Annotated in this window: 18 protein-coding genes and 3 tRNA genes; 9 read left to right on the top strand and 12 right to left on the bottom strand. The window is 65.7% G+C overall.

Going from position 1 to position 23,667, the window contains the following annotated elements:
- Positions 1-27: 27 nt before the first annotated feature.
- The 3 genes from QNO10_RS09580 to QNO10_RS09570 all read right to left on the bottom strand — a co-directional run bounded on the left by QNO10_RS09580 (position 28) and on the right by QNO10_RS09570 (position 6,605).
- Positions 28-3,165, bottom strand: coding sequence for an efflux RND transporter permease subunit (locus QNO10_RS09580; protein WP_229950784.1), 3,138 nt, complete (start codon positions 3,163-3,165; stop codon positions 28-30).
- A 119-nt stretch (positions 3,166-3,284) separates the two neighbouring features.
- The gene (locus tag QNO10_RS09575) at positions 3,285-4,778 is read right to left on the bottom strand and encodes a malate:quinone oxidoreductase (protein ID WP_229950786.1); all 1,494 of its coding nucleotides are present in this window, start codon (positions 4,776-4,778) and stop codon (positions 3,285-3,287) included.
- A 129-nt stretch (positions 4,779-4,907) separates the two neighbouring features.
- Positions 4,908-6,605 (bottom strand): ABC transporter substrate-binding protein, encoded by a 1,698-nt coding sequence (locus QNO10_RS09570; RefSeq protein WP_229950788.1) that lies wholly within the window; start codon positions 6,603-6,605, stop codon positions 4,908-4,910.
- A 126-nt stretch (positions 6,606-6,731) separates the two neighbouring features.
- Between QNO10_RS09570 and QNO10_RS09565 the strand changes: the two genes are divergently transcribed.
- The gene (locus QNO10_RS09565) at positions 6,732-8,471 is read left to right on the top strand and encodes an ABC transporter ATP-binding protein (protein WP_229950790.1); all 1,740 of its coding nucleotides are present in this window, start codon (positions 6,732-6,734) and stop codon (positions 8,469-8,471) included.
- A 2-nt stretch (positions 8,472-8,473) separates the two neighbouring features.
- On the top strand, positions 8,474-9,022 hold the full coding sequence (locus QNO10_RS09560) for a tetratricopeptide repeat protein (protein WP_331460349.1): 549 nt from the start codon (positions 8,474-8,476) through the stop codon (positions 9,020-9,022).
- A 123-nt stretch (positions 9,023-9,145) separates the two neighbouring features.
- Here QNO10_RS09560 and QNO10_RS09555 read toward each other — a convergent pair whose 3' ends face one another.
- The 5 genes from QNO10_RS09555 to bcp form a co-directional block, all read right to left on the bottom strand.
- Complete coding sequence (locus tag QNO10_RS09555; protein ID WP_442860285.1) at positions 9,146-10,090, bottom strand: ABC transporter permease; 945 nt, start codon at positions 10,088-10,090, stop codon at positions 9,146-9,148.
- The gene (locus QNO10_RS09550) at positions 10,087-11,091 is read right to left on the bottom strand and encodes an ABC transporter permease (RefSeq protein WP_229950792.1); all 1,005 of its coding nucleotides are present in this window, start codon (positions 11,089-11,091) and stop codon (positions 10,087-10,089) included. The genes QNO10_RS09555 and QNO10_RS09550 overlap by 4 nt, the downstream gene beginning before the upstream one ends.
- Before the next feature lie 99 nt (positions 11,092-11,190).
- A complete protein-coding gene (locus QNO10_RS09545) occupies positions 11,191-12,885 on the bottom strand; it encodes an ABC transporter substrate-binding protein (protein WP_229950793.1) in 1,695 nt (564 codons plus the stop codon).
- Between the two features lie 235 nt (positions 12,886-13,120).
- A tRNA-Leu gene (locus tag QNO10_RS09540) sits at positions 13,121-13,202 on the bottom strand.
- Positions 13,203-13,259: 57 nt separating this feature from the next.
- Entirely contained in the window at positions 13,260-13,727 is a 468-nt protein-coding gene (gene bcp, locus QNO10_RS09535; protein WP_229950794.1) for a thioredoxin-dependent thiol peroxidase, read from the bottom strand.
- A gap of 191 nt (positions 13,728-13,918) precedes the next feature.
- Between bcp and QNO10_RS09530 the strand changes: the two genes are divergently transcribed.
- The 3 genes from QNO10_RS09530 to QNO10_RS09520 all read left to right on the top strand — a co-directional run bounded on the left by QNO10_RS09530 (position 13,919) and on the right by QNO10_RS09520 (position 16,560).
- Positions 13,919-14,443, top strand: coding sequence for a MarR family winged helix-turn-helix transcriptional regulator (locus QNO10_RS09530; RefSeq protein ID WP_229950795.1), 525 nt, complete (start codon positions 13,919-13,921; stop codon positions 14,441-14,443).
- Between the two features lie 111 nt (positions 14,444-14,554).
- Positions 14,555-15,727 carry an RtcB family protein gene (locus QNO10_RS09525; protein ID WP_229950797.1) on the top strand — a complete coding sequence of 391 codons (1,173 nt, stop codon included), beginning with the start codon at positions 14,555-14,557 and terminating at the stop codon, positions 15,725-15,727.
- Positions 15,728-15,762: 35 nt separating this feature from the next.
- Positions 15,763-16,560, top strand: coding sequence for a GNAT family N-acetyltransferase (locus QNO10_RS09520; protein ID WP_229950799.1), 798 nt, complete (start codon positions 15,763-15,765; stop codon positions 16,558-16,560).
- Positions 16,561-16,626: 66 nt separating this feature from the next.
- On the opposite strand, the gene QNO10_RS09515 is transcribed toward QNO10_RS09520, so the two are convergent.
- The 3 genes from QNO10_RS09515 to QNO10_RS09505 all read right to left on the bottom strand — a co-directional run bounded on the left by QNO10_RS09515 (position 16,627) and on the right by QNO10_RS09505 (position 17,407).
- A tRNA-Lys gene (locus QNO10_RS09515) sits at positions 16,627-16,702 on the bottom strand.
- Positions 16,703-16,875: 173 nt separating this feature from the next.
- Positions 16,876-16,951 (bottom strand) — tRNA-Lys (locus QNO10_RS09510).
- A gap of 117 nt (positions 16,952-17,068) precedes the next feature.
- A complete protein-coding gene (locus tag QNO10_RS09505) occupies positions 17,069-17,407 on the bottom strand; it encodes a hypothetical protein (protein WP_229950802.1) in 339 nt (112 codons plus the stop codon).
- A 124-nt stretch (positions 17,408-17,531) separates the two neighbouring features.
- On the opposite strand from QNO10_RS09505, the gene QNO10_RS09500 reads away from it, so the two are divergent.
- Entirely contained in the window at positions 17,532-18,497 is a 966-nt protein-coding gene (locus tag QNO10_RS09500) for a 2-hydroxyacid dehydrogenase (protein WP_229950804.1), read from the top strand.
- 16 nt (positions 18,498-18,513) lie between these two features.
- Here the strand turns inward: QNO10_RS09500 and QNO10_RS09495 are convergent, their stop codons facing one another.
- Positions 18,514-18,975 (bottom strand): hypothetical protein, encoded by a 462-nt coding sequence (locus tag QNO10_RS09495; RefSeq protein ID WP_229950806.1) that lies wholly within the window; start codon positions 18,973-18,975, stop codon positions 18,514-18,516.
- A gap of 149 nt (positions 18,976-19,124) precedes the next feature.
- Between QNO10_RS09495 and ilvD the strand changes: the two genes are divergently transcribed.
- From ilvD to ilvN, 3 genes are all read left to right on the top strand, one after another.
- Positions 19,125-20,828 carry a dihydroxy-acid dehydratase gene (gene ilvD, locus QNO10_RS09490; RefSeq protein WP_229950808.1) on the top strand — a complete coding sequence of 568 codons (1,704 nt, stop codon included), beginning with the start codon at positions 19,125-19,127 and terminating at the stop codon, positions 20,826-20,828.
- Positions 20,829-21,236: 408 nt separating this feature from the next.
- Positions 21,237-23,141 (top strand): acetolactate synthase large subunit, encoded by a 1,905-nt coding sequence (locus tag QNO10_RS09485; RefSeq protein ID WP_229950810.1) that lies wholly within the window; start codon positions 21,237-21,239, stop codon positions 23,139-23,141.
- A gap of 3 nt (positions 23,142-23,144) precedes the next feature.
- Positions 23,145-23,657, top strand: coding sequence for an acetolactate synthase small subunit (gene ilvN, locus QNO10_RS09480; RefSeq protein WP_229950812.1), 513 nt, complete (start codon positions 23,145-23,147; stop codon positions 23,655-23,657).
- Positions 23,658-23,667: the final 10 nt, after the last annotated feature.

The following is a 23,667-nucleotide window of genomic DNA, read 5'->3' as shown; positions in this document are numbered from 1 at the left end:
CACAGCCTCCCGGAAGGGGCCGTCCGGCTAGACGCCGGTCTTTACCCGGGCTGCGGCGGTTGCCCCGGTGTCCTGCTTCCGCTGCCGGCGCTTCTCGCGGGAACCCTCCAGCAGGCGGTAGAGCACCGGCACCAGGATCAGGGTCAGGGCGGTGGAGGAGATCAGGCCGCCGATCACCACGATGGCCAGCGGGCGCGAGATAAAGCTGCCCTCACCGGTCACGCCCAGGGCCATCGGGGTCAGGGCGAAAACGGTGGCCAGGGCGGTCATGAGGATGGGACGCAGCCGCTGCCGGGAACCGCGGAAGACGGCGTCCTCCACGTTCATGGCCGGCTCGTCCCCCCGCGGCTGCCGGTACTGGTTGATCAGGTCCATCAGGACAATGGCGTTCGTCACCACAATGCCCACCAGCATCAGCATGCCGACCAGTGACGCCAGCCCCAGGGGCACACCGGTGATCAGCAGCAGCAGGATGGCTCCCGTAGCCGCGAACGGGATGGAGACCAGCAGGATCAGGGGCTGCAGCAGGGACTTGAAGGTGGCCACCATGATCACGTAGACAATCGCGATGGCTATCAACAGGGCCAATCCCAGCTGCGTGAAGGACTCGTTCTGCTGTGTCGCGGCGCCGCTGAGCTCGGCGGTGACGCTGGCCGGCAGGTCAACGTCGCCCAGCCTGGCCTGGACCTCGGTAATGGTGCCGCCCAGATTATCTCCGTCGGGGGAGACGGAGACGACGGCGGTGCGTTCGCCGCCGGAGGAGGAGACCGACGTCGGCACCTCCACCTCCTCGATGGTTGCCAGCGCACTCAGCGGCACGGTCCCGCTCCCGGCCGGCACGGAAATGCCGTTGAGCTGTTCCAGCGAGGTGACCGGGGTTCCTTCACCGATGAGCACCGGCAGGTCGTCGGTGCCCAGCCGGACCGTTCCGGCGGGCAGGGGGCTGATGGTGGAGGCCACCAGGCCGGCAATCTGCTGCTCGTTCAGGCCCGCAGCCACCGCCTTGGCGCGGTCGATGGTGACCTGGACCTGGGGCTGGGAGGCGGAGAGGTTGGAGCTGGCCTGGGCGACCCCGGGCAGATCGGACATGGCGTCGACGACGGCGTCACTGGCCGGCTGCAGTTCCGCGGGGTCACCGGCGGACAGCGAGATTTCGACGGTGTTGGAGGTTCCGAAACCGCCGCCGGTGCTGCCCAGCGTGACCTCGCCGGCGTCGTCGGCCTCATCGAGTGCGGACCGCACGTCTTCCCGCAGGGCCTCCTGATCCACTCCTTCCTCGGTGATCACGGTGAAGTTGGCCACCGAGGAACCGCCTGCAGTGAAGGCCGCCAGGCCGGAGGTGGAAGTGCCCATGGTGACCTGGACATCCTTAACGCCCTCGATGCCGCCCAGGATCTCCTCGACCTCTCCGGCCGCCTCCGATGTGCGTTCCAGCGAGCTTCCGGCGGGCAGCTCCTGCCGCACGCTGAAGGTGTTCTGGCCGGTGTCGCCCAGGAGGTTGGTCGGCAGCAGCGGAGTCATGGCAGCCGTAGCCGCCAGGATGACCACGCCGGCGCCAACCGTGAACACCGGGTGGCGCTGGGTGGTGCGCAGGATCGGCAGGTAGCCGCGCTGCAGGATGGTCCGCGACTCGCGTTCCTCAGCCTGGGCCCGGTAGGCGGCCGGATCGGCAACCGGCGGGGACGACTTCAGGAACCAGTAGGCGAGTACCGGCACGATGGTCAGGGAGACCAGGAGCGAGGCGAGGAGCGCCAGGGAAGTGGTCACCGCGAACGGCCGGAACAGCTCTCCGGCCAGCCCTCCGACAAAGGCGATGGGAGCGAACACGGCCACTGTGGTGAGGGTGGAGGCCGTGACCGCACCGGCGACCTCACGGACGGCCGTGAGGATGGCGGCGGTTTTGTCCTCGCCGTACCCCAGATGCCGCTTGATGTTCTCGATCACCACAATCGAGTCATCCACCACCCGGCCGATGGCGATGGTCAGGGCCCCGAGGGTCAGGATGTTCAGGGAGTACCCGAACGCCAGCAGCCCGATGAAGGTCACCAGCAGCGAAAGCGGGATGGAAACCGCGGTGACGAGCGTGGAGCGGAGGGAGAGCAGGAAGACCAGGATCACCAGGACAGCGAAGCCGAGGCCGAGCAGCCCTTCGGTGGTGAGGTCCGAAATGGACTTTTCAATGAAGGGGGCCTGATCGAAAATGACGGTGAAGACCGCGCCTCCGCCCAGCTCATCCTGAAGCGACGGCAGCAGGTCCATGACCTGGTGCGAGATGCCCACAGTGTCCCCGGCCGGGGTCTTGGTGATCGACACTGCCAGGGTGGCTTCACCGTTGGTGCGGGTGATGGAACTGGACTCGTCCTCGGTGATGTCCACCGATGCCACGTCGCCGATGGTCACCGGGGTGCTGTCCGCCGTAGGGGAGCTGGATTCGACCGGCAGGCCCGATATCTTTTCGAGACTGTCCAGGGGTGCGCCCACCTGGATCGACAGGGTGCGGCCGTCTTCCTGGACCGTGCCGGCCGGCAGCAGGTCTCCGCTGTTCTCAAGGGCGTCGACGATGGCCGCGGGGGTGACCCCGGAAGCGGCAAGGGCCGCGTTGTCGGGCAGGATGGCGACGTGCCGGGTTGCACCGCCGGTGACTTCGGCCGTGCGGACCCCCTCGATCTTCTGCAGGCGGGGAACGGTCAGGCGCTGCAGGTCCGCGTTGAGCTCCGCCAGTGGTTCATCCGAGGACACCGCAAGGTAGACGATCGGGAAATCGCTGATGCTTCCGGCCAGGGACTGGGGATTGGCGTCCTCGGGAAGCAGCTGGCGGGCGTTGGAAATGGCCCGGTCCACCTGCCCGCGCGCCCGGTCCAGGTCCGTGCCGTAGGCGAAGGTGAGGCTGATGGTGGAAATGCCGGAACGGGACGTGGCGGTGGATTCCTCGAGCTCTTCCACAGCGGTCAGGGCGCCTTCGAGCGGTTCGCTGACCTGGGCGTCCACCACCTCCGGGGAAGCCCCCGGCAGGGCCGTGATCACGCTGATCTGGGGAAACTCCAGCGACGGGATCAGTTCCTGCTTCAGCGAGCCCATCGAGATGACCCCGAAAACGGCCACGAACACCGTGATCAGGGCAATGAGCGCCCGGTTGGAAAGGGACAGCCTGGCCAATCGGTCCATGATCCTGCCTTAGGAAGGGCGAACTGGAGTTGGACGGCGCCGACGTTCCGGGGCCGGGAAACGCTTCGCGGCGCAGCCCCACCCGGGAGGGAAGGGCTGCGCCGCGGGCGCGGCCGGGGCTAGGAGAGCCCCAGGACCTTATTGGTGTCGGTTTCGATCTCTTCGGCGAGGTGCTCGTTTTCGTTGAGCTTGACCCCGTAGCCCGGGATCATTTCCTTGATCTTCGGCTCCCAGCCATCGAACTGGCGGGGGAAGGCACGCTTGAGGAGGTTGATCATGATGGGCGGCGCCGTGGAGGCACCGGGGGAAGCACCGAGCAGGGCGCCGATGGACCCGTCGGCGGCGGTGATGAGTTCGGTGCCGAACTGCAGCACGCCGCCCTTCTTCGGATCCTTCTTGATCACCTGCACGCGCTGGCCCGCAGTGATGAGGTCCCAGCCTTCGGTCTGTGCGGACGGCATGAATTCCTGCAGCGCCTGCGTCTTGCCCTCGCGAGTCTTCATCACCTCGGTGACGAGGTACTTGACCAGGCTCATGTTGTCCTTGGCCACGCCCAGCATGGGGACGAGGTTGGACGGGCGGACCGAAAGCGGAAGGTCCAGGTATGAACCGGTTTTCAGGAACTTCGGGGAGAAACCGCCGTACGGCCCGAACAGCAGTGACCGCTGGCCGTTGACGAAGCGCGTGTCCAAATGCGGCACAGACATGGGCGGCGCACCCACCGAGGCCTGTCCGTACACCTTGGCGTTGTGGCGGGAGATGATGGATTCGTCCGTGGAGCGCAGGAACTGGCCGGATACCGGGAAGCCGCCGAAGCCCTTGCCCTCGGGAATGCCGGAGGCCTGGAGCAGGTGCAGGGCTCCGCCGCCGCCGCCAATGAAGACGAAGCGGGCGGAGACGGTGCTGGTGGTGCCGCTGGCGCGGTCCTTGACCTTGACGTCCCAGCCGCCGGTGGAGGAACGCGACACGTTGCCGACCTCGTGGCCGAAGTGCATGTTCACGCCGTTGGCGCCGAGGTAGTTCGTCAGTTCACGGGTAAGCGCACCGAAGTCGACGTCGGTGCCGCCGGCGACGCGTGAGGCGGCGACGCGCTGTGACGGGTCGCGCCCTTCCATGATCAGGGGAGCCCATTCCGCCAGCTTGGCCGGGTCCTCGGAGAACTCCATGGTCTTGAACAGGGGCTGTGCGCTCAGGGACTCGTAGCGGCGGCGCAGGTACTCGGAGTGTGCGTCACCCCAGACAAAGCTCATGTGCGGCAGCGGATTGATGAAGGTGTTGGAGATGTGGCCTGCGGAGACGAGGTGCGCCCAGAACTGACGGGAAACCTGGAACTGCTCGTTGATACCCACTGCCTTGGCCGGGTCAACCGATCCGTCGGCCGCGGCCGGGCTGTAGTTCAGTTCGCAGAGGGCGGCGTGGCCGGTTCCGGCGTTGTTCCAGGGGTCGGAACTCTCCAGGCCTGCGCGGTCGAGGCGCTCGTAGAGGGAAATGTCCCAATCCGGCTGAAGCTGCTTCAGGAACGCCCCAAGGGTTGCGCTCATGATGCCGCCGCCGATCAGCAGTACATCAGTTTTCGTTGCGGAATTATCCGCCGGGCTATTAGCAGTCAACATCTTCTCCAGTCGCGTGGGCGCTAGCCATAGAAGCGTATCCCGATCAGGTGCCTTCCTAAAATTATTGCCGCAGGTAATCCGTCAGCGGGAGAGGGTGCGCCTATTGCGGTGGAGGGGTGCCGCGCGGACTCAGCGTTCCGTGAGCGTAATCCGGTTGAAGATTTCGTGCAGGACCGGGCTGGTGGGATAGGAGGAAACACGGGGGGAGAGGGCGAGGGCGGAGATCGGGAAGGCGAGCGGGACCGCCGGCACGCGTTCCGAAATGCGGTCGGTGATCGCGTGGTAGGCATCGGTTTGTTCCTGGCCTTCCGGGAAGGCCCGTGCCTTGTCGACACCGAGGAATACCTCGGGGTCGTTGAAAGCGAATTCCTCGGTATAGCGGCCAAAAAGTGTTCCGACGAAGTTGTCCCCGGCTTCGTAGGTGCCCGCAAGTCCCAGCAGGTGGAACGCCCGGTCCTCCTTGCCCTGCACCCTTTCGAGGTACCCCTCCGACCAGTCCACCGGGACCGGACGGATGTTGAACCCCGCTGCGGTGAGCTGGCTGCTCAGCCTGGCGTAGACCTTCTCCGGTGTGGGCAGGTACGTGCGGGTGACGTGGCGGGGGTAGTAGAAGGGGAGCTCCCGGCCGTCGTAGCCGGCTTCCAGGAGCAGTTCCCGGGCCTTGTCGGTGTCATACCCGTAACCTGTGGCGGAGTCGGAGGTCAGCCCCAGCTTTTCTGGGAGGAACTGGTTGGCCGGCTTGGTGCCGTTGAGGAACAGGCCGTCCAGAACCGCGGGCTTGTCGATGGCGTGGGCTACGGCCCGGCGCATCAGGACGTTGTCCAGGCCGGGGAAATTCGAGTTGATGCCCAGGTAGAGGATGGAGTAGGGGTCACGCTGCTGGATCTGCTGGCCGTTGCGCGCCAGGTCGCCGACGTCGTTGACGGTCACCAGGTCGTAGCCGTCCACCTGTTCCTTCTTCAGCGCCCGCAGCCGGCCCTCAGGGCTGGAAATCGTCTTGAAGACCACGGTGCCGATCTGGCCTGGTTCGCCCCAGTACTCCGGGTAGGCAGCCAGCTCGACGGTGTCGCCGTCCCAGCCGACGAAGCGGAACGGGCCGGTGCCGACAGGCTGCACGCCGTAGGCGGAAACCCTCCGCCCGTTGCGTTCCTGGGTGAGGTCGTCGGCGCTGCCGTCAGCCAGGGCCTTCGGCGAGGACATGCCGAAGGCCGGGGCGGCGAGTGCGGGGATGAAGCTGTCCAGCGGCTCCGTCAGCTGCACCCGTACCGTGTATTCATCGACCGCCGTGCATTCCTTGTAGACCGCGGTCTGGGGGGTATCCGAGAACCCGCGGAAGACCGACCGGTACATGAGGGAATCGCTGCGCGCGGATTCGGGCAGGTTGAACCAGCGTTCGAAGTTCCGGCGGACGGCCTCCGCGTTGAAGGGTTCACCGTCGTGGAACGTGACATCGCGGCGCAGTTCAAAGGTGTACGTCCTGCGGTCCTCCGACTTCGTCCAGCTCTTCGCCAGCAGCGGTGTCGGGGCGGAGGTCAGGGGATCGACGCCGACGAGGCCTTCAAAGACCTGCCGGGTCACCCGGAAGGACTCAGTGTCGACGGCCAGCGCGGGGTCCAGGGTTACCGGATTGGCGGCGGTGGCCATGGTGAACCGCCCGTTCGGGCCGGCCGGTCCGGTTGCGGTCGGGCTGGGCGCCGGGGTCGGGGTTTCATCTGCCGCTGCCTTGCAGCCGGCAAGCATAAAAGCCGCCGCTGCGGCGCCGATAAGTGTGCGGCGGGACAGGGCAGAACTGCCGGTTCCGGGTTTTGCAGTGCCGGCATTCGCCACGGTGAATACTCCTCCGGGACGCTCCATCCCTCATAAATCGATGATTTTCCATTCTAAATGATTAAAAACCGGTAAACAGCTGTGAGACACGCGTCACAAGGGGCGTGAGTGGGGCAGGATGGGGAAATGACTGATTTGACCACTGCTTCGCCCCTGCTCGAGGTGAGCAACCTCGCCGTTAACTTCCGGACCATGGACGGAGAAGTTGCTGCCGTGCGCAACGCCGGTTTTTCCCTCCCGGCAGGGAAGACCCTGGCCATCGTCGGGGAGTCCGGCTCCGGTAAATCCACTACCGCCATGGCCGTCATCGGCCTGCTGCCGGGCAACGGCACCGTGGCTTCGGGCAGCATCCGCTTTGATGGGCAGGAGCTGGTAGGCCTTCCCGAGTCGAAGATGCGGGCCATCCGTGGACGGTCCATTGGACTGGTGCCGCAGGACCCGATGTCCAACCTCAATCCCGTGACGAAGATCGGGACCCAGGTTGCCGAAACCCTGCTGGTGCACGGCATGGCGACGTCGAAGGACGTGGACCGGAAGGTCGTGGAGGTCCTGACCGCTGCCGGTCTGCCCAACGCCGCGGAGCGGGCCAAGCAGTACCCCCATGAATTCTCCGGCGGCATGCGCCAGCGGGCCCTGATTGCCATCGGCCTGGCCTGCCGTCCCCGCCTGCTGATCGCGGACGAACCCACCAGCGCCCTGGACGTCACGGTCCAGCGGACCATCCTGGACCAGATCGACCGGATGACCGAGGAACTGGGCTCATCCGTCCTGCTGATCACCCATGACCTGGGGCTGGCGGCCGAACGTGCCTCCGAACTCGTGGTGATGCACCGCGGCGAGGTCGTCGAAACGGGCCCAGCCCGGCAACTCCTGGAGGATCCGCAGCACCCGTACACCCAGGCCCTGGTCCGCGCAGCGCCCAGCGTCGCTGCGGTGCGGCTGAGCCCCGGTGCCTTTGCCGGGCATGCCGCACCGAAGAGCGGGACAGCAGCGGCGCCGTCCGCAGCGGGCGACCGCGATGCCGCCCCCGCCGGGACCGAAACCGCGCCGGACAACATCGTGGAATTCCGTGACCTGACCAAGGTTTTCAAGATCCGCGGCCGTGCCGACGATTTCTACGCCGCGAAGAACGTCACGCTGGACATCCCGCGCGGACGCACCGTGGCCATTGTGGGGGAGTCGGGGTCGGGCAAGACCACGACCGCGCGGATGCTGTTGAAACTGATTGAACCCACCAGCGGAACCATGACCTTCGACGGCATGGATGTCGGCACCCTGGACAAGGCCCAGCTGCGGAGCTTCCGCCAGCGGGTGCAGCCGATTTTCCAGGACCCCTATTCCTCGCTGGACCCGATGTACACCATCGAACGCATCCTGGAAGAGCCGCTCAAGACCTACCGCCGCGGGGATAAGGCCGAGCGCCACCGGCGCGTGCTGGAACTGATGGACCAGGTGGCGCTGCCCAAGGAGATGCTGCACCGCTATCCGGCCGAGCTTTCCGGCGGGCAGCGGCAGCGCGTGGCGATTGCGCGCGCCCTGGCACTGCAGCCGGAGCTGATCGTCTGTGATGAACCGGTCTCGGCACTGGACGTCCTGGTGCAGGCCCAGATCCTGCAGCTGCTGGGGGACCTGCAGCGCGAGTTCGGCCTCAGCTACCTCTTCATCTCCCACGACCTGGCGGTTGTCCGCCTCATCTCCGACTACGTGTGCGTGATGAAGGACGGCGAACTGGTGGAAGCGGCGAGCTCCGAGGAAGTCTTCTCCAATCCCCGCCATCCCTACACCCGGAAGCTCCTGGCCTCGATACCCGGCAATGAGCTGAACATTGACGGCGGACTGACCGTCGACGACGAGCTGGCTTCCTAGCAGTGGAGCAAACACCGGATACCGCCGGGAGGGAACTGGAGGCCGAGCTGGAGGCGCTGCTTTCAGCCCGGAACCGTGAGGACATGGCGCCAACCATTGCGGCGCTGCTCGGCGTCCACCGCCGGTATCCGGGCAACGCCCGGGTCCTGTATGAAGTCGGCGGTGCCTATGACACCGCCGGTGAAGAGTCGACGGCGGCGGGATTCTATGAGCGGGCCCTGGCCCGGGGCCTGGAAGGCGATGTGCTGCGCCGCTGCTACCTGCAGTACGGCAGCACCTTAAGGATCCTTGGCCGCACGGAGGAATCGCTGGTGGTTTTTGCCCGTGCCCGGCAGGCCTTTCCCGGCTCGGTGTCCCTCGGCGCCTTCGAGGCCCTGACGCTGCATGCGGCGGGCAAGGTGAACGCCGCGCTCGCAGGGCTCCTGGTCCTGCTTGCGGAGAATGTCTCCGCGGAGGAGCTGGAACGGTACCTGCCGGCGCTGCACGGCAATGCCGGGTATCTCGCCTCGCTTGACGCGGTGGCAGGAGCCGGGGCCGGTCAGGGCGCCTGAGGACAGCGGACAGCGGACAAACGGAAGGGCCCTCCCGGTGGGAGGGCCCTTCCGTTCGCTTGATGCTGTTCTAATGCTGTCTTGATGCGGGACACCTGGTTCCGGGGGCCACGTTCCAAGTGGCTATTTTCTCCGGGTCTTGGGGTCCAGCGCCTCGCGGAGGGACTCGCCCAGCAGCGTGAAACCAAGTGCGGTGACTGCAATGCAGATACCCGGGAGGAAGGCCAGCTGCGGAGCCACGGCCAGTTCGGCCTGCGCGTAGGTAAGCATCCGGCCCCATTCGGCGGTCTGCGGCAGGCCGCCGCCGAGGCCCAGGAAGGACAGCGCCGCGGCGTCGATGACCGCTGTTGCCAGAGTCAGGGTCGCCTGCACGATCACCGGTCCCATGCTGTTCGGCAGCAGGTGGCTCATGGTGATGGTGCGCCGGCTCAGCCCCAGCGTCTGCGCCGACAAAATGTAGTCGGCGCTGCGCTGGGAGATCATCGACGAGCGCAGCAGCCGGGCAAAGATGGGCACCTGCGAGACGCCGATGGCAATCATGATTGCCAGCGAACTCTGTCCCAGGAGGGCGGCGATACTTACTGCCAGCAGCAGGTTCGGCACGGAGAGCAGGATGTCGACGAAGCGCATGATCACGCTGTCCACCCAGCCGCCGAGGCCGCCTGCGATCACACCGAGCAGCACCCCGCCCGCAAGGCCAAGCGCCGTGGAGACCACGCCGATGATCAGCGACGCGCGGGCGCCCCAGATGAGCTTGGAGAGGACATCGCCGCCGAAACGGTCCAGGCCCAGGGGGTAGCCGTCCAGGTCTCCCGGCCCCGGAATGCGGGTGGGGGTGATATCCGTGCGGCCCGGCAGGTCATTGCCGCCGTAGGGCGCCAGCAGCGGAGCCAGGATGGCGACCAGGATGAACAGGCCAACGATGACGGCGCCGGTGACGGCAGCCGGGTTGCGGCGCAGGCGGCGGAACGCGTCTTTCCACATGCCGCTGCCGGTGGCGGGCTTGGCCGTCGGTGCGCCTTCCGGAAGGACGGACCCGCCGGCAGCGGGAGGCAGAGTAGTACTCACTGGACACGCACCCTTGGATCGATGAAGCCGTAGGACACATCAACCAGCAGGTTGATCAGTGAATACGCCACGGCGATGAACACGATGAATCCCTGCAGGACGGGATAGTCGAGGGCGAAGATTGCATCCCTCAGGAACCTGCCGATACCGCTGAAGGCAAACACCGTTTCCGTCAGAACGGCGCCGGAGATCAGCAGCCCGGTCTGCAGGCCGATGGTGGTGGTCACCGGCAGCATGGCGTTGCGCAGCACAAAGCGGCCGCGGATGGTTTTCTCCATCAGGCCCTTGGCGCGGGCGGTGCGCACGTAGTCCGCACCTTGGACTTCCAGGACCGACGCCCGCGTGATGCGCACGATGATCGCCAGGGGAATGGTGCCCAGTGCGATGGCCGGAAGCACCAGGTGCAGGATGGCGTCCCAGGACGCGTCCCATTCCCGGGTGAGCAGACCGTCCAGTACATAGAAATCGGTCACGTGCGTGGCGTCGATACGTGGATCCTGGCGTCCGTCGGTGGGGAACCAACCCAACTGGATGGCCAGCACCCACTTGAGGATGAAGGCGAGGAAAAACACGGGGACAGTAATGCCGATCAGGGACAGGACCACGGAGGAGTGGTCCCAGAAACGCCCGTAGTGGCTGGCCGCCAGGTAGCCCAGCGGAATGCCGATGCCGATGGCGAAGATGAGGGCGACGACAGCCAGTTCCACCGTGGCGGGGAAGCGGGTGGCGAATTCCTCCAGCACGGGGCGTCCGGTGACGATGGACGTTCCGAAGTCGCCCTGCAGGAGCTTGCCGACATAGGTGAAGTACTGCTCGATCAGCGGGCGGTCGAACCCGTAGGCCTTATTGATGTTGGCAATGGCTTCGGGGGAGGCCTTGTCGCCCAGCAGGGCAGTGGCCGGACCTCCGGGCAGGTTGCGCACCCAGAGGAACAGCAGGATCGAAAGGCCGATCAGGGTGGGGATCAGCATAAGAAGGCGTTTGCCGATGACTCGTAGCACGAGTGTCCTTTCCCAGCTGTGGGGCTGGAGGATCTGGGAGGAAAAGACGAGGCGCGGAGGAGGCCGGGGACCCGCGGGTCCCCGGCCTCCTCTAAGGTGTTACTTTTTGAGCTTGATGTCGCTGAAGACCTCGTCGTTCACCGGGCTGGCCGGGTAGGACTCGACCCGCTCGGAGAACGCGAGCGACGGCGCCGGGTGGGCCAGCGGGACGGCCGGTGCGAACTCGGCAATGTCTTCATTGATCTGCTCGTAGAGCGGTGTCTGCTCCTCGAGGGTGGACACCTGGCGTGCCTCTTCCAGGGCAGCGAAGATGTCCGGGTTGTTGAAGCCGAACTCCGGCTTCTCCTGACCGAAGAACACACCCACGAAGTTGTCCGTGTCGTTGTAGTCGCCGGTCCAGCCCAAAAGGTGCAGACCGTGGTCGGAGCCGGCCTGCACGCGGTCCAGGTAGTCCGGGGACCACTTGTCGGGCTGCGGGTTGACGGTGATGCCAACTTCGGCCAGCTGGGCGCTCAGGTTGGTGAAGACCTGCTCAGGGGTGGGCATGTACGGCCGGGAGACGCCGGTCGGGTAGTTGAAGTCCACGCTGAAACCGTCCGGGTAGCCGGCTTCGGCGAGCAGGGACTTGGCCTTCTCGGGGTCGTACTCGTACGTGGTGACGTCTTCGTTGTAGCCGTTGACCACGTCGGGGATGAACTGGGTGGCGACCTTGGTGCCCTCGGGAAGCGTCTGGCTGACCAGTGCTTCCTTGTCGATGGCGTGCGAGATTGCCTGGCGGACCTTGGGGTCGGCCAGTTCGGGCACCTGCTGGTTCATGCCCAAGTACAGGATGGTGAAGGGATCGCGCGGGACCACGTTGAAACCGGCGGCGGCCAGTGACTCAGTGTCGGCGGGGGCCACGAGGTCGTAGCCGTCGATGTCGCCGGACTCCAGCGACTGGCGGCGGGCCTGCGGATCGTCGATCACGCGGAAGATGATGTCGGTGACCTGGGGTTCGCCGCCGCCCCAGTAATCCTCGTTCAGGGACAGGGTGAGCTGGTTGCCCACGTCCCACCCGTCGAACTTGTAGGGGCCGGTGCCGGTGGGGTGGGCCTTGGCGTATTCGGTCAACTCAGGAGCCTCGGCCGTTCCGGACGAGTTGTTGGCACCGAACTCCTCCAGGGCCGCCGGGCTCTGCATGCTGAACGCGGGCAGGGAGAGGGCGGCAACGAAACCGGCGAAGGGCTTGTTCAGGCTCACCACGGCTTCGGAGTCCGAGGAGGCTTCGCAGGACTTGTAGGTCGCGGTGTCAGGGGAGTCGGAGAAGCCCTTGAACAGCATGCCGTAGTAGTAAGCCTGGCTTTCGGCCTGCTGGATGCCGGTGAAGTTGTACCAGCGGTCAAAGTTCGCGCAGACCGCTTCGGCGTTGAAGTCGGTGCCGTCGTGGAACTTGACGCCTTCCTCGAGATCGAAGGTGTAGGTCATGCCGTCGTCGGAGGCTTCCCAGGACTTGGCCAGCAGCGGTGCCGGGTCCGCGGTGCCGGGTTCGACGCCGACAAGGCCTTCGAATATCTGGCGGCTGACGCGGAAGGATTCGCCGTCGGAGGCGAAGGCCGGATCGAGGGACTTGGGATCGGACGAGGCTGCGAAGACGAAGGTGCCGTCTACGTCACCGGAAGCACCGGCGTCGCCTTCTTCGCGGTTGCTTTGGGCGCAGCCCGAGAGCACGAGGGCGCTCAGGGCAAGGCCGGCGGTAAGGGTGGACGCGCGCTTCTTCGCGGACCGGCCTTTCCGGACGCTGTCTGCTGGGAACATGTTTTGGGTACTCCTCATGGGCGGATGAACGCTAAGCGAGTGGTGCCTGCGGCCGGAAAGCCGGCCCGCTTGTGTCCTCGGACACAAACGTATGGACAGAGCCTAATGGGGAAGTGTTTCTGTTACGTGACATTCATCACCGTCGGCGTGGTCACGATTCGGTCACGTCCGGCCGGAGGAGTTTACCCGGACATACAAAAAGCCCCGGTCCGAAGACCGGGGCTTTGATGTTTAGTGCGCGAGGAGGGACTTGAACCCACACGTCCGAAGACACTGGAACCTAAATCCAGCGCGTCTACCAATTCCGCCACTCGCGCCGATTTTCCCTGCAGGCGTTACGCGCCGCCGGGAAACCGGTTTTAGTCTACCCGAGGTTAGTCGAGCCCCAGATCGCGCCGGAGCTTGGCAACGTGGCCGGTGGCTTTGACGTTGTACTGGGCCAGAGCGACCTTGCCTTCGGGATCCACCACCACGGTGGACCGGATCAGCCCCTCATAGGTGCGGCCGTAGTTCTTCTTCTCGCCCCAAGCGCCATAGGCTTCGGCCACAGCGTGGTCGGCGTCGGAGAGCAGCGGAAAGTTCAGGTCCTCGGATGCTGCAAACTTTTCCAGCTTCCCGACCGGGTCGGGGGAGATGCCCAGGACGGTGTAACCGGCGCCTTTGAGGCTGTTCAGGTTGTCACGGAAGTCGCAGGCCTCCTTGGTGCAGCCGGGAGTGGCCGCGGCCGGATAGAAATACACAATGGTGCTGCTGCCGCGCAGGTCCGCCAGGGAAACGGTGGTGCCGTCGGCGGCAGGGAGAGCGAATTCCGGGGCGGTTTCGTCCGGGCTGAGGCGTGGCATGAGGTGTCTCCTTGGTATCGATTTCGCCGGTGGGGTGTCGTAAGGCGACATTCCAACGCGCGGTGGCTATCCTAGACTGTGGATCGGTCCATAATCAGCAAACTGACTGTTGCCCTGCAATTTCTGCACAGCACCTTTCCCCAGCTGATTGGTGCGGACGGATCCGTCGCCGAGAGGAAGAGTTTTATTTTATGCCGGATATGGAGCGTTGGCCCACCGGTCGTCTGCTGTCGACAGCAGCCCGCCTGGTAGAGCATGCCTGGAACGAGCGGCTCGTCAGCATTGGACTGACCCATGCGGGTGTTATCGCCCTGGGCGTTCTGGATTCTCAGGGACCGATGACCCAGGCCCGCCTGGCGCAGCTGGTGCGCGTACAGGCCCAGACCATGGGTAAGACCCTGGCCCGCCTCGAGACCCATGGCCATGTCAGCCGTGTGCGCAATGACCTCGACAAGCGCAGCCATATGGTGACCATCACCGCCCAGGGTGTAGAGGCCCTGCGCGAAGCCCAGAACATTGAGCGCACCCTGCTGGAGGGTGGCGAACTGTTGTCCGATGCGCTCCGCGGCCAGCTGCGGAACGTCATCACCGAACTGGGCAACCCGCGGTGGCAGGTCGGAGTCGACGTGCCCGGGCTCCCGGTCCCGCCCGAAAGCGGGCTGGTGATCCTGCCGGAAGCCACGGAAGCTACGGAAGCCACGGCAGACAGCCGCTGACCGCAGCGCGAAACGTAGGACATGTAAAGAGGAGGCACATCCACCCGGATGTGCCTCCTCTTCCGTTCTGCCCGCCGGCGTCAAAGGTGGGCAAGGTAGGGGAGGGCGGCAGTGGAGCAGAAGGTCAACGGAAAGTACATCAACTTCGCGAGCGTCATTGATGACGGAACCCTGGAGCAGAATCAGAAAACGTCCCGGATGCCGTTTATCTATCCGCATCTGGCCTCCATGCCGGACGCCCATTTGGGGAAAGGGGCGGCTGTCGGATCAGTGATCCCCACACTGGGGGCCATCATCCCCGCGGCCGTCGGCGTCGATATCGGCTGCGGCATGATCGCCGTCCGCACCCAGCATTCGGCTGGGGACATTGCCGGGAAAAACCGGCGGGTGCTCCGTGAAGCGATAGAGCACGCCATTCCGCTCTCGGCAGGGAACAACAACCGCAGCCTCACACGGTCGGCACGTCCGCGGGTCGAGGAATTGGCCGACGACGCCGCTGCCGCCGGCTTTGACCCCGCGTCCTATCTCAAAGGCTGGCGGCTGCAGCTGGGCACCCTGGGCTCGGGAAACCACTTCATCGAAGTCTCCCTGGACGAAGAGGACGCCGTCTGGCTGTTCCTCCATTCGGGCTCGCGCGGCGTCGGAAACAAGATCGCACAGCAGCATATCTGGGCGGCACAGAACTACTGTGGGAAGCGCTCCATCGACCTGCCCGACCGGGACCTGGCCTATCTTCAGGAGGGGACCGCGGAATTCGACCGGTACATTGCGGAACTGATGTGGGCGCAGAAGTTCGCCCTGCTCAACCGCGAGGAAATGATGGACCGCGTCATCGGGTGTTTCAGCGCGTGGACCAGTGAGCCGGTGCAGGAGCGGGAGCGGATTAACTGCCACCACAACTACACCGAGGTGGAGCACCACTACGGCCGGGACGTCTGGCTTTCCCGCAAGGGCGCCATCGACGCTTCACCGGGGCGCCCCGGGCTGATTCCCGGATCCATGGGCACGGCGTCGTACGTGGTGGAAGGCAAGGGCTACGCGCCGTCGCTGAACTCCGCGCCCCACGGCGCGGGCCGTGAGTATTCACGGAACAAGGCGCGGAAGACATTCAGCCAGAAGCAGCTGCGGAAGGCCATGAAGGGGATTGAGTTCCGGGACACTCCGGCCTTCATTGATGAGATTCCCGCCGCGTACAAGGACATTGACGCCGTAATGGCGGACGCCAAGGACCTGGTCACGGTAAAGCATGTGCTCCGCCAGATCGTGAACGTCAAGGGAAACTAAGGGGAGTTCCCGCACCGGCGGTAGGCTGTGGTCCCATGCCCTCATCCACGGATCTCCTTGCCGCCTACGACTCCCAGCTGCGCACCGACGCCGAAACACCGGGCGCAGCCGCCGTCGACCGGCTGGGACCGCTGCGCCTGGTGACGTTCGGCGGCGGCCGGGGCTTCATCACCTACGCCGATCTGGACGGGGCGGACGCCGGAACCATTGCAGGCTGGGTCGCCGCGGCACTCGCGCACTTCCGGAGCAATCCGGAGATCAACCAGGTGGAGTGGAAGACCCGGGGCCATGACCGGGCGCCCGGCCTGCACAGGGCCCTCGTCCGGAACGGCTTTGAGCCGGGGGAACCCGAATCGATCATGATCGGGCGCGCCGCCGATCTCGCGGTGGACGTCGAGCTGCCCGCCGGCGTCGCCCTCCGGCGGGTGACGGAGGAGGAGGATGTCCGTGCGATGAGTGCCATGGCGGATGAGGTGTTTGGAGATCCGGTGTCCCCGGCGACGGCAGACTCCCTCCTTCACCGGTTGTCCCGCGGTGACGGGATGGAACTCTGGGTGGCGGAAAGCGGCGGAACGATTATCAGCACCGGACGGCTGGAACCGGTGCAGGGTACGGAGTTCGCCGGTATCTGGGGCGGCGCAACCCGGGAGGGCTGGCGGGGCCGGGGGATCTACCGTGCCCTCACCGCAGCCCGTGCCCGTTCTGCCCTGGCCGCGGGTAAGACCCTGATCAACAGCGATTCAACGGAGTACTCCCGTCCCATCCTGGAGCGTTCAGGCTTCCGCAAAGTGTCCACCACAACGCCGTATCTCTGGCGTGCTGAGGCTGCGTAGCCCGGGGGAGACAGCAAAAGACCCCGCCCTGACCGGCAAACAGCCGGATCGGACGGGGTCTTTCGTTGGTGCACCCCCCGGGACTTGAACCCGGAACCCATTGATTAAGAGTCAATTGCTCTGCCAATTGAGCTAGAGGTGCGTGCTTTGCTGGACGGAAGACCTGCGCCGTGAGGCACCGTTCGTTCTCCGCAACGACATGAAACACTACCATGTCCGGCGCCCCGGCGCGAAACGGCACCGCCTGCCGCGGCGGCCTCCGGACAACGAAAAACCCCGCCCGGCCAGGCGTTGAGCCTGAGCGGACGGGGTTGTTGGTGCACCCCCCGGGACTTGAACCCGGAACCCATTGATTAAGAGTCAATTGCTCTGCCAATTGAGCTAGAGGTGCGCATTCGAAGCGATGGATACCGGCGGTTTTTCTTCCGCAGCCGCCATCAGCAACGACATGAAACATTACCAGCAGTTCCGCCGGAGAACGAAATCCCGGCGGCATATGTGTCCCGTCTCACTGTTTATCCCGTTCCGGCGGCTCCCCTTCCGGCGGCTGCCGGGAGTGGGGGAGGACCACCAGTTCACCCGGATTCCCGTCCCAGCCGGTTCCCTCGTCCACCACCCAGGTCCGGTCGGGCAGGTCCGACGCGGGGTCACCGGTGGTCACCGTGGTGACGGCATCGCGCGGCACCGGGGTAACCGGCAGATCGGGTTCGGCCAGTCCGGCAGTGTCCAGACCCGCCGCCAGCCGGAGCGGACGCCGGTCCAGCATCCGCACCACCGTTCGGGCCGCCCAGACCGCCGCAGCGGAGCCGATCCCCAATGCTGTGAAGAGAAGTGATTTCCGAGGCACGGCGGCATCCTTTGGTCGGCGGACGGCACGTTTTTCACGTTACGGCGGGCGCCTGCCGCTGTCCATAGCCGGGATAGCGGCTGCTGGCCTGCCGTCCGCCGTCCCAGCCGCTACGCTGTCTGGCATGTCCGATTCGACTCCCCGCAGCGTCCCGGTGCGGACCCTGACCGTACCTACCCCCGAACTGCTTGATGCCCTGCAGCCGCTGCCCGAGGGCATGCGCGCGGCCGTGTGGGACCTGATCCACGAGCCCGAGGGGCTGGAGTACCCGGAGATCGACGCCGTAGTCCTGCCCTACGCCAACGGATCCGACTATGGCGAAGCGCTGCAGCGGGTACCCCACCTGCTGCTCCTGCAGGCGCAGTCCACGGGCTACGACGGGCTGCCCGAACTCGTGGGGGAGCAGACCGCAATCGCCAGCGCCGCCGGGGTCCATGCCGCAGCCACTGCCGAGATGGCACTGACCCTGATCCTGACCGCACAGCGGGGCATCGACGATGCATTGGCTGCCCAGCATGAGGGCCGCTGGGAGGCGGTCCGGTACCCGGGCCTGGCCGACCGGCGGGTGCTCCTGGTGGGGGCGGGCGGCATCGGCCGTGAGATCGCCGCACGCCTGAACCCCTTCGACGTCGAACTCACCCGAGTGGGCCGCACGGCCCGGACGGACGACGACGGCGCCGTGCACGGGACGGACGAACTGGTCGATCTGGCGGCCCGGGCGGAGATCCTGGTGGTCATCACGCCGCTGGACGGGCAGACCCGCCACCTAATCGACGCCCGCGTCCTGGCCGCCCTGCCGGACGGGGCCTTGGTGGTCAATGTTGCCCGCGGTGCCGTCGTGGACAGCGGGGCCCTGACCAAGGAAGTGGTATCCGGAAGGCTGCGCGCGGCTCTCGATGTCTTCGATCCGGAACCCCTGCCGGCGGACCATCCCCTGCGGCAGGCGCCCGGGGCCATCATTACCCCGCACTGGGGCGGGAACACTGCGGCGTTCGAGCCGCGGATCAAGGCGCTCCTGCGGAAGCAGGTACGCCGGCTGGCGGAAGGACAGGAGCCGCTGAACCTGGTCCGCCCCGGCCCCTGGGGCTAGGAGAAGACCTGGGGCGTTACGCCAGTTCCAGGTAGGAGTCCACGAAGGAGCAGAAATCCTCCCAGTCCGCGGCCTGCTCCAGCAGGCGCTCGCTCTCTGTTGCGGTGGCCGGCAGCGCGGCCTGCGGTTCGACGGCGAACTGGAAAACGCGGCCGGTGCTTGTGCCCACCTCGTAGGCGTCCGTGTCCAGCTCGTCCGTGTGGCTGAGGTTGGTCGTGTTCACCGAGGTGGGTGCTTCCAGCGCGGCGAGGGAGTCGACGTCGAACGGAGCGAACACCACCTCGGCTGGACGCCAGCGGTAGCCAAGCACATAGAAACCGGTTTCCCCGTCGAGTGCCGGCGTGGCCAACACCAGGTTGTAGTCCCCATAGTTGGGAATCTGGGATTCGAAGACGCGGCGCAGCACCAGCTTCAGGTGATCACTGGTGGGGGCCTCCGGCGCAGTGTCTGCGTCCGGACCCATGGATCCTGTTGTCATACCCCCAGTCTATGAACACTGTCCCCCGATCGGGGAAGCCCGCTGCGGCCGTGACCCAGAACTTCATCCGCTGTTCACAGGCCGTAACAACCGGTGCCTCTGTCCGTCACAAGGGCGAAGCAACTGGCCTTAAGTCCTACGATCTACCCATGAGCGGAGACAACACACCGGACATCAAGCCCCGCAGTCGAGTAGTCACTGACGGCATCCACGCGGCACCTGCCCGCGGCATGTTCCGTGCCGTAGGGATGGGAGACGACGACTTCGCGAAGCCGCAGATCGGCGTCGCCAGTTCCTGGAACGAGATCACTCCCTGCAACCTGTCACTGAACCGGCTGGCCCAGGGTGCCAAGGAAGGGGTGCACGCCGGCGGTGGGTTCCCCATGCAGTTCGGCACCATCTCCGTTTCCGACGGCATCTCCATGGGCCACGAGGGCATGCACTTCTCCCTCGTCTCCCGCGAGGTCATTGCCGATTCGGTGGAAACCGTGATGATGGCCGAGCGCCTGGACGGCTCCATCCTGCTGGCCGGCTGCGACAAGTCCCTGCCGGGCATGCTGATGGCCGCGGCACGGCTGGACCTCGCCAGCGTCTTCCTCTACGCCGGTTCGATCATGCCCGGCTTCGCCAGGATGGAAGACGGCACGGAGCGCGAAGTCACGCTCATCGACGCCTTCGAAGCCGTCGGCGCCTGCGCCGCGGGCAAGATGAGCCTCAAGGACCTGGACACCATCGAGCGGGCCATCTGCCCCGGCGAAGGCGCCTGCGGCGGCATGTACACCGCCAACACCATGGCCTGCATCGGCGAGGCGCTGGGCATGTCCCTTCCCGGCTCCGCCGCGCCGCCCTCCGCCGACCGCCGCCGCGACGATTTCGCCCGCAAATCCGGCGAAGCCGTGGTCAACCTGCTCCGCAAGGGCATCACCGCCCGCGACATCATGACGAAGAAGGCCTTCGAAAACGCCATCGCGGTCACGATGGCCTTCGGCGGCTCCACCAACGCCGTGCTGCACCTGCTGGCCATTGCCCGCGAGGCGCACGTGGACCTCACGCTGGAAGACTTCAACCGCATCGGCGACCGCATCCCGCACCTGGGCGACCTGAAGCCGTTCGGCCGCTACGTGATGCACGACGTCGACAAGATCGGCGGCGTTCCGGTCATCATGAAGGCACTGCTCGACGCCGGCCTGATCCACGGCGACTGCCTCACCGTCACCGGCAAGACCGTGGCGGAGAACCTGGCGGCCATCAACCCGCCGGACCCCGACGGCAAGGTCCTGCGCGCGATGGACAATCCGATCCACAGGACCGGCGGCATCACCATCCTGCACGGCTCCATGGCTCCGGAAGGTGCCGTGGTCAAGAGCGCCGGCTTCGACGCCGACGTCTTCGAAGGCACCGCCCGCGTGTTCGAGCGTGAGCAGGGCGCCCTCGACGCGCTCGACGCCGGGCAGATCCATGCCGGCGACGTCGTCGTCATCCGCTACGAAGGCCCCAAGGGCGGACCGGGCATGCGCGAAATGCTGGCGATCACCGGAGCCATCAAGGGTGCCGGGCTGGGCAAGGATGTCCTGCTGCTCACCGACGGCCGGTTCTCCGGCGGCACCACCGGGCTGTGCATCGGCCACGTGGCACCGGAAGCGGTCGACGGCGGCCCCATCGCCTTTGTGCACGACGGTGACCGGATCCGGGTGGACATTGCCGCCCGCAGCTTCGACCTGCTGGTGGACCCGGAGGAACTCGAGGCCCGCAAGGTCGGCTGGCAGCCGCTGCCGGGCAAGTTCACCACCGGCGTCCTGGGCAAGTACACCAAGCTGGTCAACTCGGCTTCCACCGGGGCGTACTGCGGGTGAAACCCTTCCCCATACGTCAGGCGCTGGAGCGCCTGACGTATGGGGCCCCTAAAGGGTTTCACCCTTATTAAGCCCTGCCGCCCTGAGTGGGAAGGGAATCCAAACCCGGGTCGCCCAGGTCCACATTATGAGACTGAGGTCTCATATGATTGACACCCCCGCAGGGGAACGCGAGACTGAACGGTATGCAGATCGTACCCGTCGTCCTTATCAAGCGCGTGGCGTAACAGCCCGACTTGTCTAAGACGTCACGCGCGAACCCCTACGGAGCCAACAGGCACGAGGGGTTTTTTTATTGGCATCGTCAGTTTTGGCTTCGCTGAACACAGAAGCCGTACCGGGTACCACCCGGGCCGGCCGCCGCTTGACCGCATTGACCATGGATTAGCATCCGCAAAGGAAGTTCCGATGAGTAAGGGATCGCCAATCAGCCCTTCGCTGATGGCCTCAAAGGCAAATGCCGCTGCACGCGCGGCGGCGGCCAAAACCAAAGACGTAGCCAGTTCCGTGGCCTCCTCCACGGAAGCGGATGAGCGTATCCAGGGGCCCAACAACATTGTTCCGCCCACCGAAATGACAGGTTCCTCCGCCATCGTCCGTTCGCTGGAGGAACTCGGCGTCGACGAAGTCTTCGGCCTGCCCGGCGGCGCCATCCTGCCCACCTACGATCCCCTGATGGATTCCAAAAAGATCCGGCACATCCTCGTGCGCCACGAACAGGGTGCCGGGCACGCAGCCGAGGGCTACGCGATGGTGACCGGGCGTGCCGGTGTCTGCATCGTGACCTCGGGACCCGGAGCCACCAACCTCGTCACCGCCATCGCCGATGCCCACATGGACTCGGTGCCGATGGTCGCCATCACCGGCCAGGTCTCCAGCGCCTTCATTGGTTCAGACGCCTTCCAGGAAGCCGACATCGTGGGCATCACGATGCCCATCACCAAGCACTCCTACCTCCTGACGGACGCCGCCGACATTCCCCGGGTGCTGGCCGAGGCCTTCCACATTGCGACGTCGGGACGCCCCGGACCGGTCCTCGTGGACATCGCCAAGGACGCCCAGCAGGCGAAGACCACGTTCTCCTGGCCGCCGAAGATTGACCTGCAGGGCTACCGCACGGTGGTCCGCGGCCATTCCAAGCAGGTCCGTGAAGCTGCCCGCCTGATTGCCGCTTCGCAGCGGCCGGTGTTCTACGTGGGCGGCGGCGTGCTGAAGGCCAATGCCTCGGAAGAGCTGCTCGAACTGGCCGAACTGGTGGGCGCTCCTGTGGTCACCACTTTGATGGCCCGTGGTGTGTTCCCCGATTCGCACCCGCAGCACGTCGGAATGCCGGGAATGCACGGCGCGGTGTCGGCGGTGACCGCCCTGCAGCAGTCGGACCTGCTCATCACCCTCGGCGCCCGCTTCGACGACCGGGTCACCGGTGTACTGAGCTCCTTCGCACCCGCCGCCAAGGTCATCCATGCGGACATCGACCCGGCGGAAATCTCCAAGAACCGGCCGGCGGATGTGCCGATTGTCGGCTCGGTGAAGGAAATCATGCCCGAGCTGGCCGACGCCCTGCGCGGACAGTTTGAAGCGGGGAAGCCGGATATTTCCGCCTGGTGGGCGGTGCTGGACCGGCTGCGCGAAACCTATCCGATCGGCTATGCCACTCCCGAAGACGGGTTGATCGCCCCGCAGAAGGTGATCGAACGCATCGGTGCCATGACCGGCCCCGAGGGTGTCTATGTAGCCGGTGTGGGCCAGCACCAGATGTGGTCCGCCCAGTTCATCAAGTACGAACGCCCCCGCGCGTGGCTCAACTCCGGCGGCCTCGGCACCATGGGCTACTCCGTACCGGCAGCCATGGGCGCCAAGGTGGGTGCACCGGACCGGGTGGTCTGGGCCATCGATGGTGACGGCTGTTTCCAGATGACCAACCAGGAACTGGCCACCTGCCTGATCAACAACATCCCGATCAAGGTTGCCATCATCAACAACTCCTCGCTGGGCATGGTCCGGCAGTGGCAGACCCTCTTCTACGAGTCCCGCTACTCCAACACGGACCTCAACACCGGGCATGACACCGTACGGGTGCCGGACTTCGTCAAGCTCGCCGAAGCCTACGGCTGCGTGGGCCTGCGCTGTGAACGCGATGAGGACATCGACGCGACCATTGCGAAGGCCCTGGAGATCAACGACCGCCCCGTCGTCATCGACTTCGTGGTCAGCCGCGACTCCATGGTGTGGCCGATGGTTCCGACCGGGGTCAGCAACGACCTGATCCAGATTGCCCGCAATATGACCCCCAAATGGGAAGAGGAGGACTAGGACATGGCCCGTCATACCCTTTCCGTGCTGGTGGAAGACGTTCCCGGCGTGCTGACCCGGGTGGCGTCGCTGTTTGCCCGCCGGGCCTTCAACATCAATTCCCTGGCCGTGGGTCCCTCGGAAGTTCCGGGCATGTCCCGCATCACCGTGGTGGTCGACGCCGAAGGCGACCTGCTCGAGCAGGTCACCAAACAGCTGAACAAGCTCATCAACGTCATCAAGATTGTCGAGCTGGTTCCCGATTCCTCCGTACAGCGGGACCACATCCTGGTCAAGGTCCGTGCGGATGCCGCAACCCGGCTGCAGGTAACCCAGGCAGCCGAGCTGTTCCGCGCTTCGGTAGTGGATGTTTCCACCGACTCGCTCATCGTCGAGGCCACCGGCACCGCCGAGAAGCTCAACGCACTGCTTTCGGTGCTTGAGCCCTTCGGCATCCGCGAAATAGTCCAGTCCGGAACCCTGGCCGTTGCCCGCGGCTCAAAGTCCATGAGCGACCGCGCGCTGCGCAGCGCCTGAGTTCCACCCC

Source organism: Arthrobacter sp. zg-Y919 (assembly GCF_030142045.1).
Classification (GTDB): domain Bacteria; phylum Actinomycetota; class Actinomycetes; order Actinomycetales; family Micrococcaceae; genus Arthrobacter_B.
This window is presented reverse-complemented; position numbering and strand designations above follow the sequence as displayed.

Excerpts from the sequence above, each read along its gene's own strand:
- QNO10_RS09495 (WP_229950806.1), bottom strand. The coding sequence starts at position 18,975 with ATGACAACAGGATCCATGGGTCCGGACGCAGACACTGCGCCGGAGGCC.
- QNO10_RS09580 (WP_229950784.1), bottom strand. The coding sequence starts at position 3,165 with ATGGACCGATTGGCCAGGCTGTCCCTTTCCAACCGGGCGCTCATTGCC.
- QNO10_RS09520 (WP_229950799.1), top strand. The coding sequence starts at position 15,763 with ATGCCCTCATCCACGGATCTCCTTGCCGCCTACGACTCCCAGCTGCGC.
- bcp (WP_229950794.1), bottom strand. The coding sequence starts at position 13,727 with ATGCCACGCCTCAGCCCGGACGAAACCGCCCCGGAATTCGCTCTCCCT.
- ilvD (WP_229950808.1), top strand. The coding sequence starts at position 19,125 with ATGAGCGGAGACAACACACCGGACATCAAGCCCCGCAGTCGAGTAGTC.
- QNO10_RS09485 (WP_229950810.1), top strand. The coding sequence starts at position 21,237 with ATGAGTAAGGGATCGCCAATCAGCCCTTCGCTGATGGCCTCAAAGGCA.
- QNO10_RS09545 (WP_229950793.1), bottom strand. The coding sequence starts at position 12,885 with ATGTTCCCAGCAGACAGCGTCCGGAAAGGCCGGTCCGCGAAGAAGCGC.
- ilvN (WP_229950812.1), top strand. The coding sequence starts at position 23,145 with ATGGCCCGTCATACCCTTTCCGTGCTGGTGGAAGACGTTCCCGGCGTG.
- QNO10_RS09575 (WP_229950786.1), bottom strand. The coding sequence starts at position 4,778 with ATGTTGACTGCTAATAGCCCGGCGGATAATTCCGCAACGAAAACTGAT.
- QNO10_RS09565 (WP_229950790.1), top strand. The coding sequence starts at position 6,732 with ATGACTGATTTGACCACTGCTTCGCCCCTGCTCGAGGTGAGCAACCTC.
- QNO10_RS09530 (WP_229950795.1), top strand. The coding sequence starts at position 13,919 with ATGCCGGATATGGAGCGTTGGCCCACCGGTCGTCTGCTGTCGACAGCA.
- QNO10_RS09500 (WP_229950804.1), top strand. The coding sequence starts at position 17,532 with ATGTCCGATTCGACTCCCCGCAGCGTCCCGGTGCGGACCCTGACCGTA.